This window comes from Desulfosporosinus sp. HMP52 (genome assembly GCF_000765145.1).
Classification (GTDB): Bacteria; Bacillota; Desulfitobacteriia; order Desulfitobacteriales; family Desulfitobacteriaceae; genus Desulfosporosinus.
The window spans coordinates 1-13,672 of sequence record NZ_JMGA01000019.1 but is presented as its reverse complement, the minus strand read 5'-3'; the positions used below and the strand labels follow the sequence as shown (position 1 = coordinate 13,672).

General features: G+C 39.5%; 12 protein-coding genes. All 12 read right to left on the bottom strand.

All coding sequences use genetic code 11. The features are described from left to right. Nucleotides 1–282: 282 nt before the first annotated feature. The 12 genes from DP73_RS08185 to DP73_RS08130 all read right to left on the bottom strand — a co-directional run bounded on the left by DP73_RS08185 (nt 283) and on the right by DP73_RS08130 (nt 13,628). Nucleotides 283–1,644, bottom strand: coding sequence for an MATE family efflux transporter (locus tag DP73_RS08185; protein WP_034598763.1), 1,362 nt, complete (start codon nt 1,642–1,644; stop codon nt 283–285). Continuing rightward, nucleotides 1,641–3,941 (bottom strand): type IA DNA topoisomerase, encoded by a 2,301-nt coding sequence (locus DP73_RS08180; RefSeq protein ID WP_034598761.1) that lies wholly within the window; start codon nt 3,939–3,941, stop codon nt 1,641–1,643. Before DP73_RS08180 ends, DP73_RS08185 begins: the two co-directional genes overlap by 4 nt. A gap of 275 nt (nt 3,942–4,216) precedes the next feature. Next, entirely contained in the window at nt 4,217–5,476 is a 1,260-nt protein-coding gene (locus DP73_RS08175; RefSeq protein ID WP_034598760.1) for an adenosylhomocysteinase, read from the bottom strand. Between the two features lie 206 nt (nt 5,477–5,682). Beyond that, nucleotides 5,683–6,333, bottom strand: coding sequence for a class II aldolase/adducin family protein (locus tag DP73_RS08170; protein ID WP_034598759.1), 651 nt, complete (start codon nt 6,331–6,333; stop codon nt 5,683–5,685). An 18-nt stretch (nt 6,334–6,351) separates the two neighbouring features. Then, nucleotides 6,352–7,053: a response regulator transcription factor gene (locus DP73_RS08165; RefSeq protein WP_034598758.1), complete on the bottom strand. Its 702-nt coding sequence runs from the start codon at nt 7,051–7,053 to the stop codon at nt 6,352–6,354. 12 nt (nt 7,054–7,065) lie between these two features. Next, nucleotides 7,066–8,487 carry a HAMP domain-containing sensor histidine kinase gene (locus tag DP73_RS08160; protein WP_034598757.1) on the bottom strand — a complete coding sequence of 474 codons (1,422 nt, stop codon included), beginning with the start codon at nt 8,485–8,487 and terminating at the stop codon, nt 7,066–7,068. A gap of 12 nt (nt 8,488–8,499) precedes the next feature. Next, nucleotides 8,500–9,252: an ABC transporter permease gene (locus DP73_RS08155; protein ID WP_034598756.1), complete on the bottom strand. Its 753-nt coding sequence runs from the start codon at nt 9,250–9,252 to the stop codon at nt 8,500–8,502. Next, a complete protein-coding gene (locus DP73_RS08150; RefSeq protein ID WP_034598755.1) occupies nt 9,224–9,964 on the bottom strand; it encodes an ABC transporter ATP-binding protein in 741 nt (246 codons plus the stop codon). The genes DP73_RS08155 and DP73_RS08150 overlap by 29 nt, the downstream gene beginning before the upstream one ends. 75 nt (nt 9,965–10,039) lie before the next feature. Then, a complete protein-coding gene (locus DP73_RS08145; protein WP_034598754.1) occupies nt 10,040–11,302 on the bottom strand; it encodes a hypothetical protein in 1,263 nt (420 codons plus the stop codon). Between the two features lie 225 nt (nt 11,303–11,527). Then, on the bottom strand, nt 11,528–11,953 hold the full coding sequence (locus tag DP73_RS08140) for a DUF350 domain-containing protein (RefSeq protein WP_034598753.1): 426 nt from the start codon (nt 11,951–11,953) through the stop codon (nt 11,528–11,530). Nucleotides 11,954–11,974: 21 nt separating this feature from the next. Further along, nucleotides 11,975–13,252 (bottom strand): glutathionylspermidine synthase family protein, encoded by a 1,278-nt coding sequence (locus DP73_RS08135; protein WP_242865724.1) that lies wholly within the window; start codon nt 13,250–13,252, stop codon nt 11,975–11,977. Further along, the gene (locus DP73_RS08130) at nt 13,233–13,628 is read right to left on the bottom strand and encodes a hypothetical protein (RefSeq protein WP_034598751.1); all 396 of its coding nucleotides are present in this window, start codon (nt 13,626–13,628) and stop codon (nt 13,233–13,235) included. Before DP73_RS08130 ends, DP73_RS08135 begins: the two co-directional genes overlap by 20 nt. Nucleotides 13,629–13,672 lie beyond the last annotated feature (44 nt).

Sequence of the window (13,672 nt, the reverse complement as noted above, 5' to 3'; positions counted from 1 at the left end):
CTCTCGGTTTATAGGCTATATAACTTAATAAAAAGTTTTTCTTATTCAATAAAAAAGATATTCTAAGATCAATTTAACATTTCAGCTTCTTGATTATTTTCAATTATGTAAAAAATTAAGTCTAATTGACTTTTCTTGAGTCAATTAGACTTAATTTTAATTGATCTACATATAACTTTGTCCAAGGTATCTTGATAACAGCATGATAACCATCATGTTAAGGGAGTAGATTTCAAAGGAAGCAAACCCTTGAGTCAACAAGACTTACCACTTTTCTCTTCTTTATTGAGTTACTCTTGTAGCTTTCTGTCTTCTCTGCACCACCAAGAGACGTGCGAATAAACTGACTGCACTTACTGCCAAACCCAATATTAGTCCAATCCAATAACCCGATGCACCAAGTGGAGTGTTGTTGGCCATATAATACCCTGCAGGCAAACCAATACCCCAATAAGAAATACATGCCATAAGAAAGGTAATATTCACATCTTTATAGCCCCGCAAAGTTCCTTGAATCGGTGCAGCTATTGCGTCTGATAATTGAAAGAATAAAGCGTATATGAGAAAATGTTGTGCCATTTTAATGACTTCAGCCTCTTTAGAATACAAGGCTGCTACTTCCTTGCTAAAAAGCAGTAGAATAGAAGCACAAATGCAAGCCATTCCAATAGACATACCCATACCCAGATAGCTATATTGACGAGCATCCCTCAGCCTGTTAGCACCTACTTCAAAACCGACCAAAATAGTTAGGGCAGAAGAAATGCTCAATGGTACCATATAAAGCATAGTAGCGAAATTCATAGCTACCTGATGAGCAGCAATAGTAACAGTATTGAACGTACTCATTAGTAAGGCAACAACTGCAAATATACTGGTCTCTACAAAAATTGCAAATCCTATGGGTAAACCAATTTTTAATTGTTCTTTCCATTCTTGCAACGATATTCGATAAACATGCTTAAACACTTGATAGGAAGAGAATAATTTATGATGTGAAATCACGATCAATGCTATAAAAGCCATACAATAATAGGTAAGAGTGGATGCCACGCCTGCACCAACACCACCTAAGGCAGGAAAACCAATTTTACCAAAAATAAGGATGTAATTCAGTAATACATTAAGGGGCAACGATACGACAGCAATCATCATAGTTATTCTCGTTTTCCCAAGGGCATCAATAAATGCACGTAAAACTTGATAGGTAAACAATGCTGGGATTCCATAGGCAAGTGCTAATAAATAATCTCGGGATATTTGTAGTACGCTATTTTCCAAACCCATTAGTAAAAGAATTGAGTCTAAAGCAATAGCCCCTCCCCCAATAACCAGTATTGCAATAAATAGGGCTAAATAGATTCCCTGCACGACTTTAAAGGAAACTTCTGCCTCTCGTTTTGCACCAATTAGTTGTCCAACAATGGGAGTTACAGCTACGAAAATCCCCCCAAATCCGGCACCTATGGGAACCCATATACTTGAACCGATGGCCACACCAGCTAGGTCCGGAGTACTTGCATGTCCAGACATAATCGTATCGAAAAAATTCATGGAGAACATAGTGATTTGAGCAACCAATATCGGCCATAGAATTGAAAACAACTGTTTAATCTTTTGCAGCATTGTAAATGTCTGTTTCATAATTTCTCAATCTCAAATTTCAATTTTGCCTCAAGTTGGTCTTCCCATATCAAGTAGGCCGCGAAAGTTTTCCCTGATTTAGATTTAAAGCCTTTAATCAAAGGGGTTTTCCCCTTTTTCAATAAACTTTTGACCTGATTCACTGTCAGCACTTTACCACAAATCGGAGTTTTCCATAATACAAAACGGCAGCCTTCTCTCCAATTTGAACATCCAAATCCCTTCTGACCTTCAATTATTTCCCCGCCGCACTTTGGACAGTTTCCCAATCCTTTTACCGGACTCTCCTCTGCAGGTTTTGTTTTATCTTTCTTTCCTGATTCCTTTACTTCCTTGAAAGTACCTTTACCTTTTTTTAAGTTCTTTGAGGATGGGGCAAGAGCTAAAGGGGTTTTACCATGTCTTTGTTCAAAGGAACGCAGCTCTTGAAGAATTCGTACAATTGCTTCTTCTACTTCAGTCATGTAATGTTCAATTGTGAGTTCTCCTCTTTCAACTTTTGACAGGTCAAACTCCATTTGTCCTGTCATTTCCGCACTAATCAGGAGCTGCGCTTGAGGCAGCTTTTCCTTAATCACTTTAATCAATTCCACGCCTTTTTCAGTGGGTCTTAAGATCTTGTGATCCTGCAGGATATATCCCCGATCAATTAGGCTTTCAATAATAGCCGGTCGAGTTGCTACTGTACCCAGTCCTTTTCCTTTAAGTTGCTGGCGAAGTATTTCATCATCAATCTGTTTTCCAGCACCCTCCATGGCTTTAAGCAGATCTCCTTGAGTAAAGCGTTTCGGTGGTTTTGTGCTTTTTTCTTCAATAAGAACACGTTTAGCTTTCACGTCTTCTCCCTTGCTCAGAGGGGGCAAAGCTACACTTTCATCCTCTGTCTGATCTTGTTTAGGCTTTTTCTTGCTTTTCCCTTCACTCTCTTCATTAATCTCACCTGAACCGTATACTTTTTTCCACCCTAGGCTCAACAATACTTTACCTTTCGTGCGAAAGGCCTCCTCCTCAACCATGGTTACTACATCAGTTTGATGGTATTGAGCAGGAGGAAACCAAACAGCCAGAAAACGCCGAACGATTAAGTCATATAGATTCTGTTCGTCGCGATTGAGCCGATCTAGGGCAATTTTTTCAGTTGTCGGAATAATAGCATGGTGGGCAGTGATTGTATTAATTACTCTTTTCCCCTTAGGTAATCCAAACTGAGCTGCCTCATCAACTAAGTTCGTATACTGTTCTTGGCGAGTCGCTCTAAGATGATCTGGCAGTTTGGGTAAAATGTCTTCGGATAAATATGCGCAATCCGTACGCGGATATGTTATAGCCTTTTTTTCATAGAGTGACTGAGCTAATTGCAGTACTTTCTCGGCACTATACCCGTATTTTTTCGAAGCTGCAATTGATAATGAGGTTAGATCAAATAACAGGGGGGCCGGCTCTTGTACATCTTTCTGCTCAATTTTTATAATTTGCCCTTGCTTACCTAGGGTTTTGGCAACAATAGTCTCTGCAACCTGAGGATCTGTTATCCGCTTTGAGTCATCTCTATGGTCAAACCATTTACTTGGATATCCCCCTTGCAAAGTTGTAAACTCTGCCTTGACCTCAAAGAATCGCTGAGTAACAAATTGTTCGATTTCCCACTCCCGCTCTACGATTAAGGCTAAGGTCGGTGTCTGTACTCGACCTATTGATATAACATTGGGTTTTTTGCGTTCTGCATCAAAGCTACCAAATAAGGAGCTAAATCCTTCTGTCAAATTCATTCCGAAATCCCAATCTGCGTAGGCCCGTCCATTTCCGGCTGCAGCTAATCCTGCCATTGACTCACCTGGGCGGAGAGATTTTAAACCCTCTAAAATTGCTGCATTGGTCAGGGAGGAGATCCAGAGCCGAGACAAAGGCTTATTGCACTTGGAGGCATCCCAGACCTCCTGAAAAAGCAACTGTCCTTCCCGATCGGCGTCAGTTCCACAAATAACCTCACCAATGTCCGCAGACTTTAACCATTGTTGAATTACTTTAAATTGCTTTTCTGCCCCGGATTTAACAACCCTCCGAAAATCTCTAAGGTTAGGTAATACCGGCAATCTCTTTAAACTCCAACGTTTCCCGACTCTATCTAAATCCATATATACTTCCGGACGCTCTAGCTCTAATAGGTGGCCATAGCACCAGGTTATCACATAGCTTTCATTCTCTAAGTACCCATCCCCTCGCTTTTTCACACCTAAGGCCGCAGCATATTCACGAGCTTGGGAAGGTTTTTCCGCAATAATAAGTTTTCTAATCATCTCGATCCTCTCTTTATCAATGAACCTAAGTTTAGGGGAATTGAGCTTATTATATCTTACCACAGATTAGGTCTATAAGGGTTAATTGAATCTAACCTCTTATGTATCTAGTTTTATGTCCTATTTATATGAAAAGCTTGAGCTTCCTTAACAGAAGGATAGAACATAAGTACATGCTAAGAAAGTAAAGACACATGATCAAATTGCTGATCATGCGTCTTTTAGTGGTAACTATTAATAATTAAAACACTAGAGAATGACTTTGAGAAACTATATTATGCTTCAGCACTCCAAGACCCAAGATAAGCTTCCTGTTCCTTCGTCAATTTGTCGATTGATAAACCCAGGGACTGTAGTTTTATCATTGCTACTCGCTCATCAATTTCTGTATTGACCTGATAGACTTGAGGAGATAATTTATCATAATTTAAAGCAACATATTCTAGGGATAGTGCCTGTAAGGCAAAGGTCATGTCCATTACTTCGGCAGGATGCCCATCCCCGGCGGCAAGATTAACTAAACGGCCCTCAGCCAAAACATACAATAGATGCCCATTAGGAAGCGCATACTCTGTAATGTTCGTTCTTGCTGCTCTTTCCGACACAGCGATTTCTTTCAGTTGAGCAACGTTTACTTCTACATCAAAATGTCCGGCATTACACATAATTGCACCGGATTTCATTAAGTGAAAGTGCTCCTTATTAATAACATTCATGTTACCAGTAACCGTTATAAAGAAATCTCCATACTTTGCAGCTTCAGCCATGGGCATTACATCGAAGCCATCCATCAGAGCCTCATTAGCTTTGATAGGATTAATTTCGCAGATGATCACCTTCGCTCCTAATCCTTTGGCCCGCAGAGCTACGCCTTTTCCACACCAACCGTAACCTGCAACTACTGCGGTCTTACCGGCAACAACCAAATTAGTCGTTCTCATGATTCCATCCCACACCGATTGTCCGGTACCATATCTATTATCAAACAAAAATTTACATTGAGCGTCATTCACAGCTATCATCGGAAACTTTAGAACACCATCACGGGCCATTGAATGCAAGCGCAACACACCTGTCGTAGTCTCCTCAGCTCCGCCTTTAACATTCTTAAGGAGCTCAGGACGAGTGGTATGAATTGTAGAGACTAAATCTCCTCCGTCATCAATAATAAAATCCGGTTCAGTATCCAGGGCTAGTTGCAGATGAGCATTATACTCCTCATCTGAAGCATTATACCAGGCATGAGCTCCGATTCCACTTTCAACAAGAGCGGCTACTACATCATCTTGAGTTGAAAGAGGATTACTGGCAACTACGGTTACTTCAGCGCCTCCTGCTTTGATGACCTGGGCCAAATAAGCGGTCTTCGCTTCCAAATGCAAGCAGATAACTACTTTTTTACCGGCAAAAGGCTGTTCCTTCTCGAACTCCTCACGAACTTTATTAAGAACCTGCATTCGAGGGATAACCCAATCAATTTTGCGCTGACCTTCTGCTGCTAAGGATAAATCTCTAATTGTAAATTTGATATCCATGTGTAAAAAACCTTCTTTCGTAATTCTCAATGATAGATTTGGACCAGAATACATTTATAAAACTGATTATCCTAACGTCCATGTAATACAATCCTATTGAGATTTATTATATGCTGTTACAGCAATTATGTGTTGTCCTACTGATTATACTCTAAAAGTATATCCCTCTTCAAACTGTTACGTTGCCCTGATATAAATCTACAATCTCAGCCTTGACTATAAACCTCTAAGTAAAATTTCCGCATCCCGTCGATATCTTCTTGTGGCAATTCAACCACTCCCCCCATCATCTGGGCGAGAAGAACGATTTGGGCTGATTTTTCAACGATTTGACAGACTTTTAGAGCTTCATCCAAATCACGTCCAACACCAAGCATACCGTGATTTGCTAGTAGTACAGCATAACGCCCTTCCAGTGCTTTAACTGTGTTAATCCCTAACTGTTCCGTCCCTGGTAAGGCATAGTCATTGACCCGTACATTACCACCCGCAATCTGAACTAAATCCTCAACCACTCCGGGGATTTCTTTTCTGGCCACTGCCATGGCAGTGGCATAAGCACTGTGTGTATGTATTATTGCCGCAACATCCTGGCGAGCATTATAAATTGATAAATGCAAGGGTACTTCTACAGAGGGCTTTCGCTTCCCACTGACAATATTTCCGTCCAAGTCCAATACTACAATATCCTCAGGCTCTAGGGTGTTGTAACTCATTCCTGACGGAGTTATTGCTATACAATTCTCACCCGAAATTCGACAACTAATATTCCCCCAAGTTCCGATGGTAAGATTAGCGGCAAGTATTTCTTTCCCCTTCTCCACCACCTTTTTTCGGGCATCCGATTGTTGATCCATTTTGTCCTCCTTAATAACTCATACTCTGAACCTATACCCTGCTCCCCATACTGTTTCAATATATTGGGGATTCGATAAATCACTCTCAATCTTCTCACGAATTCTAGCGATGTGAACTGTGACTGTAGCAGAGTCCCCCATAGCTTCCAAGCCCCATACTCGTTCAAACAATTCTTCACGCCCGAATACTCTGTTTGGATTTTGGGCCATATACAGTAATAAAGCATATTCTTTCTGGGCTAGATTTACCTCCTTGCCCAACACAAAGACTCTATGGGAGTCTATATCAATTTTTAGGCCACGAATTGACAAAGCATTGGTTTTTTTTGCCCCTTCACTAAATCTTAGCTTTAGCCTTTCATAGTTTTCCAAATGAGCTTTTACTCTCGCTACTAACTCACCGGGGCTAAATGGTTTTGTTATATAATCATCTGCACCTGAGCTTAATCCTTTAATCTTGTCAATTTCTTCTTTTTTAGCAGAGACTAAAAGAACAGGGACATCTTTATCATCTTTCAAATTACGAAGTATTTCTAATCCATCCATACCAGGTAGCATTATATCTAAAATAAGCAGATCAACTTTATTCTCTTGAAAAGCCTTTAAGCCTTCCATCCCATTGTTATAAACATTAACTTCAAATCCAGCAACCTCAAGGTAATCTTTTTGCAATTCAGCAATACTTAGATCATCCTCAATGATTAAAATATTCTTTTTCATTTCTTTCCCCCATCATGACTTACTTAGTGAGATCATGATACTAGTACCTTCTTTTCCATGACTGACAGCCCATACTCTACCATTATGCCCTTCAATAATCTGCTTGGCAATAGCCAGGCCTAAACCGCTGCCTTTGCTGCGTGCTGGATCTGATCGATAAAATCGATCAAAGATATGAGGTAAATCTCTCTCCTCAATCCCTGATCCATTATCACGCAGCTCGATAATAATACTTGAAACCGTGTCTCTAAGAAAAATTGAGATTTCCCCCTGACCATGGCTCATATATTTACAAGAGTTATCGAAAATGTTCATTATGACACGTCTCATTCGTTCACGATCGATTACCACTTGTTGATGCTGATTCAATTCATTAGAAAAAGAAATTCTGATATTGTTACGTTCTATCTCAGGTTCATTTTCTACAATACATGACTGAAGATACTCTACAATATCTATCCTTTCAAAATTAAAAGGGATTTGGTTTAAATCCAACTTAGCATAGAGGAGGAGATCATCAATCATTTGATCAACTTGATGTGCTTTCAAAGCAATAGTTTTTAAGTATCGATCAATTTTCTCTGGAGTATTTGCTATTCCGTCTAAAATCCCTTCTACATATCCTTTTATCGATGTTACTGGAGTTTTTAAGTCATGAGAAATACTCGAAACCAGCAATTTGCGATTATCTTCATACTTTAATTGAGTGTGAACAGAGTCTTTAAGTTTAATACGCATGAGTTCTAAATCACGGCATAACGCTTGTATTTCTTCATCCCCTTCCTCTCCAATGGAGTAATCCAGATTCCCCTTGGCAATTTCTGCTGCAGCCCTTTGCAAGGTGTGGAGAGGGTTAATAATACTGCGAGAAAACTGATATAAAACGATAATATTTGTGAACGCAAAGGTCAAAATGAATGATACAACCAGCAATATTAACAAACTGTTCATACTAGTCTCATGATCTATAGGCAGAAGTAACAAAGCAACTCCTGAAGATCCATCTTTGTACTTGATATCAAACTTCTGAACTGAATAGGAGGTATTATCAATACTTATATGTTCACCTTTTCCTGCGCTGTCACCTACTTCTAGAGCTTTGGCCACCTCAATTTTTGAAAAACTCCTAGATGAAAATTTCACGTCATCATCCTTTAGTAAAAGCAACTCGCCCTGTATTGCTTGAAGTTGCTCTAACAAGTATTTCTGATAACTTATTTCATCGAAAACCTCAGGTGTTCTCCTCCATGTACTAGTTTCACTGATTAACTCGAATTTTAGCATTGACTGCTTTTGCTGGTGCTCATAAGAAAAACCAATTCCGAATAATTTGCCAAATACAAAAAAAACAGCCAATGCAATAATAACAGTAGTAATCATTGGGATCACTACTGTAGAAGCATTGGCTAAAATTAAACGTGTTTTAAGCTTCATGACGTCGTCACCTTAGAATTCCTTTTTATCAAAGATATAGAAACCTGCCGAGAACAACATAATTCCTGATCCCAACATTATTAGAAACTGACGGGCTATCTTAGCAAGAGGAAATGAATTAACCAAAAATAGATTATACCAATCAAGTTGGGTAGTCAAGAATAAACTAGAATACTGGGAAAAGAGTAACCCCAGTACCTTAAACGCGAGAAAGATTAAGATTGATATAAAAAATACCGCAATTCCACTCCTAAAGATATTCGCTAAGAGAACAATTCCTAAGGCTAAAACTGTCATGGGAAGAATACTAACCAGGTAGGAAAAGACTGTTCTCCCCAAAGAATCAAAAGACGCTGAATTGGCATTGAATATAAATCCTGCAAGCATTGAAAAAACAAGCAGAAGAAGAAGCGCTCCCAAGATAAATAAGACTATTGATGTGATCTTAGCTGTATAGATCTTAAACCTACTGATAGGTCGAGTAAGAGTAATGCGCATACTGTTTTGGCTAAACTCTCCCGAGAAACTGTCAATTGTAACCAGTGCAGTAAATAAGGGCAATATGGTGTTCACTACTACAGACAAAACGAGCATAGGAAATTCTACACTGCCCGTTCCTCGAAGTCCAAATCCACTTCTTACTCCCACAATCACCAACTGTCCGATAACAATTACGGCCAGAGACAGCAAAATGGCAACTAATACTTTTTTCTTTCTGTAGAGCTTCTCAATTTCATTAAGAAGCGCTGCTTGAAACACGGCCATTTCTCTCTACCTCACTTACAAAGTAATTTTCAAGTGTCGCATAGTTCTTTAAAATCGCATCTGTATTTTCGACATTTAGTATTCTTCCATTGTAGATTACACCGATTCGGTTACAGGTTAACTCCACATCGTGAATTAAGTGACTGGAAATAAAAAATGTGGTTTGTTCCTTTTCCGCTAAGCTCAGAATCATTTTACGAATATCAATCATTCCCTCGACATCAAGCCCATTAAGAGGCTCATCAAGAATAACAACCTTTGGTCTCGATAATACGGCGGCAGCCAGACCTAAGCGTTGCTTCATCCCTAAAGAGAACTTTTTCGTCTTTTCATATTTAAACTTGTACATTCCTGTTAGTTCTAAGACCTCATCAATTCTTTTATGATCAACATCCGGATAATAGCGAGCTATTTGTTTCAGATTTTCAAAGGCACTTAAGAATTGGTAGGACTCTGCAATTTCAATCAAACATCCCACCTTAGCCATAGCTTTTTCATATTCGTCTACGACACTATGACCCAAGATTTTTACATCCCCATTTTCCGGTCGAATCAGTCCCGTCATGATTTTCATGGCCGTTGTTTTTCCGGCACCATTGGGCCCAAGAAATCCAAAGATATCCCCTTTATAAATATCCAGATTTAAATCGTATATTCCACGACCATTTCCGTATGTTTTCGTCAAGTTTATAATCTCAATTACCTTTTCCATGTCTGACCTCCATCATGAGAAGCTAAGGCGACTGCCGAGAAGTATCCCGGCAGTCCGCCGCAAGCGCTTATATTGTTAATCTAAATCTGGGCTAAACGAGGAATCTATCATTAATCCTCCTGCATATGGCGAATTCATATTGTCGATGTTAAAGTTTACTTTTCCATCATACTCACTAAAATAAATGTTGCCTCGTACTTTTTCACCGGATTTGGTGGTACCCTCGAAGTCTGCATTTCCTCGCTGATCCTTCTTAATTTGAGCAGTAAAGGCTAGCTCACTGAAATCGGAGGCATAATTTTCAAATCCCTGCTTGAATGTCTCGGAATATCGACCCGCAACGTTTATATTATCCATCTTAGTGATATCAAGGGTTCTTTCACCAACTTTAACGAACTTTCCGTCTTTCTCAATCACGATATCATTTTTAAACTTACCGATAAACTTCTCTGGATTGGAGATCTCAGAATCGGAATAATCTTTGGCAACGTTCTTGATTACTTTCTTTCCTTCAAGATTTGGTTTCGAAACCTCAGTGGAGTTAATATCTTTAACTTTAAATAAAGCCTCGATCGAGATCTCATGTACTGTTCCCTGTTCATCTTTTCCTGACAATATTGCAGTACCTAGGATACTCTCCATTACTCCATCAGGGTTTACCTTAGCTGATCCTGTTACTTCTTTAACAAAGACATCCTTTGTTAAATGTGGCATGCTGCTTTCTTGATTGCCATTACCGTTAAACTCTTGCTTTAACTGGAATGATGCTACTGCATTGATTAAAGAAGGAATTTGTACTTCAGTAAGAGAACCGGTTAAAGCTTTACTTCCATCAGAATTTTCCGCGACTACAACATGATCTTTTAGGCTGCCTACGAGAGCATCCGCAATTTTTTCGAGATCTTCAGCTTCTTCCTCTTTAAAGGGGTTACTAAAGATTTCTTCCTTTCTTTCCTTGGTATATTCAGTTACGTAAAAAGTTGGGTCTCCGGCAGATGTATGAATAACAGTGGTTTTATCCGAGTAGCTTTGTGAGGATCTTTTATCTCCGTTTAGACTCAAGCCAGTTGATAAACTTTCAGAAGCACTGTTCTTTCTATCAAACTTACCTACTTCGTTATTACTCACGATCGTTTTTCCGTTATCCTTGAGAGCCATAGAAAAATCCATAGTGAAGCTGTCATATTTTTCACTGGTTTGCTCCGCTGTTAGTTTAATGGAGTCCTTTAGTTCCTCGTATCCGCTTTTACTTGCAATATCAGCTAGAGCCGTTGTGGCTAACAACAGAGTTCCTACTGTAAAACTTACAAGCGTTGCTGTTTTCTTCTTAAATTTCATCCCTGCCAACTCCTTATGTTTTGTAGATCCTAACTATAGTTTAAACCAGTGGTCTTGAATTTCCCTAAACAGTCTATAAACAAATTATAAACTATTTTTCTCTATTTCAGCCACATTTAAAATAAGGATTCCAGTCGGCATCTTACTCCGCTTTGGAATCCTCATTAGTTATGATCATATGGCGCTATGAATGAATTCTTAATCAATCAATTAATTGACTAAGGATTAATAACTAATTAATGAAGCCATCAAAATTCCAGTCGCAACACTTAAACAAAAGGAGAAAAAACCTACTGCAGTATTTCCATTAGGAATTTCCTGTCGCACTTTTATAGTAGGCGTTAATAGTTCAAACAACCAATACACTATGATTAGCGAAAGAGTTCCGGTCATTGTCCAAACAATCATGTCCCAGATATCTACTGAGTGGTAAATGGCAGAGGCAAGCAAGATTGCTGTTCCTAATACTTTACCGCCAAGATCAAAGGCCACGGCTTTTGCTGCTGACACTTTACGAAGGTTATCCAAATCATCCCCATCAGCAAGAATTTTAAATTCTTTATAGGGTGTCGTTAAGGAAAAAAGAGCCATCGAGATAATCATTAAGGGAATCGTTACACCTAAATACATTAAAAAATTCATTAAATACATCTATATTCCCACCTCACCTTATCAGTTCTTCTTGTAAGAACGTTCAACTTGTTTTACTCCCGTAGGTAAATAGCATGCCAAATTGCCTGTTATTCTACCACCTATCCGCGCACTTATTGCAGATGCTTTGCCTCCAACTAAGAAGGAACCCCAAAGCAATCTGCCTCTAAACAGACCATTCTCTGTATTACATTCAACTTCTTCCATCTCGACTCGTTTCTGAAAGACCATAGGTTGGTCCCAATAACAACTATCATTGTCTTTTTCAACTAGCTCGCCGTTTGATTCATATAAACAAACTGCTCCGCCTTCTCGCCCAAACACCGGTTTGGTAACATACGCAGCTTTATCTTGGAACTGGTTTTCCATGTATGTGGGAAGCATATACTTTTCAATTAAGTGATGCTCTGTAGGAGTAAAAAACTCACCTGCTTCGTGTAAATTCCAAATGAGACTAAGAAGAGCCTTTGATTGGGCGACAAAAGCTGATGGAGGGTTAATTATTGCCAGCTTTCCTCTAGCTACAAGATCGAGAACATGAACTCCCGTAGGATAATTATCCACTTCATCTTTATCTTCAACAAGTTTCTCTAAAGCATGAAGCCGATACCATACGTCAATAGGTAAGAGCTGATCGTTAATTAATGCACACAATCGATCATCAAAGATCCTCAAATCTTCAAGAGCAACAAATTTTGCCGTGAGTCCTGATTCCTTCATTAAGTATTTCACAGTATCTCTGTCCTCATCGTGCCACCCCAAAGCACTAAACACTATTGAATCTGTTCCGTAACCAAGCTCTTTATAGGATTGAAGCATCTCAGCAAAAGCATCTTGGATATTAGCTTCCATCCCTTCGTTTAGGCCTTGAGCGCCAAAAAATGAACTTGCTTTTTGATTTACAAAGAACGCTTCGACAACACTTGTTGGTGTATCAGAGTTAAACTCGATCATTTTCAATCCTTCGGAGGTATTAATGAAATCAAAACGACCTATCGCTGTCACCAGATCAGGCTTCACAACAACACGAGCTGCGGGGATCGCTTCCTGGGGAATTCCTAATTCCATCAATAACCCTTCATCTGCAGTTTGGACAGCATAGACAGTTTTTGCAAATATTTCACCTAATGCTTCAGTTGCCCAGGCAATTTCCTTGCGAAATTCAGGACTTATATAATGAATTCCAGCCAAGCCGTACTCTACCCCATCTATACGATCCCAAGAAAAAACTGTCCTTAGCGGTGTGTAAAGGAGTTCCCTGATCTTCGAATAGGGCAGCTCAGCTGGCACTAGAGCCACCCCCGCCTATTCCCCCGTGAGACCCACTTGTAATACCGCTTGATCCTGATGAGCCAGAAGCCTTCGCTGAACTGTTTCCTGATGTAATTCCCGAACTATTCGAGGCCCCTGTACCGCTGGAATTTGGATAACTTGAACCACCACTAGTTATACCAGAGGGCTTTAGGGATTTAATTGCTCCTGAAGAATGCTTTTTAGAAAATCCTAAAGGAGCTAAGATCCTTCCGAAAAAGCCATCATCATCCTCTTCTTCTTCGATGGTAATTGGATTTCCTTCATCGTCGTAGACAACTTGCTGTTGTGGAGCACAGGCAGTAGTGCCAAAAATCAGAGTAGTCGTGAGAAATAAACTAACCAACTTAGTACTTTTGTTCACCTATTTTCTCCTCTCTATGTACTTTACTTACTTACTTACTTACT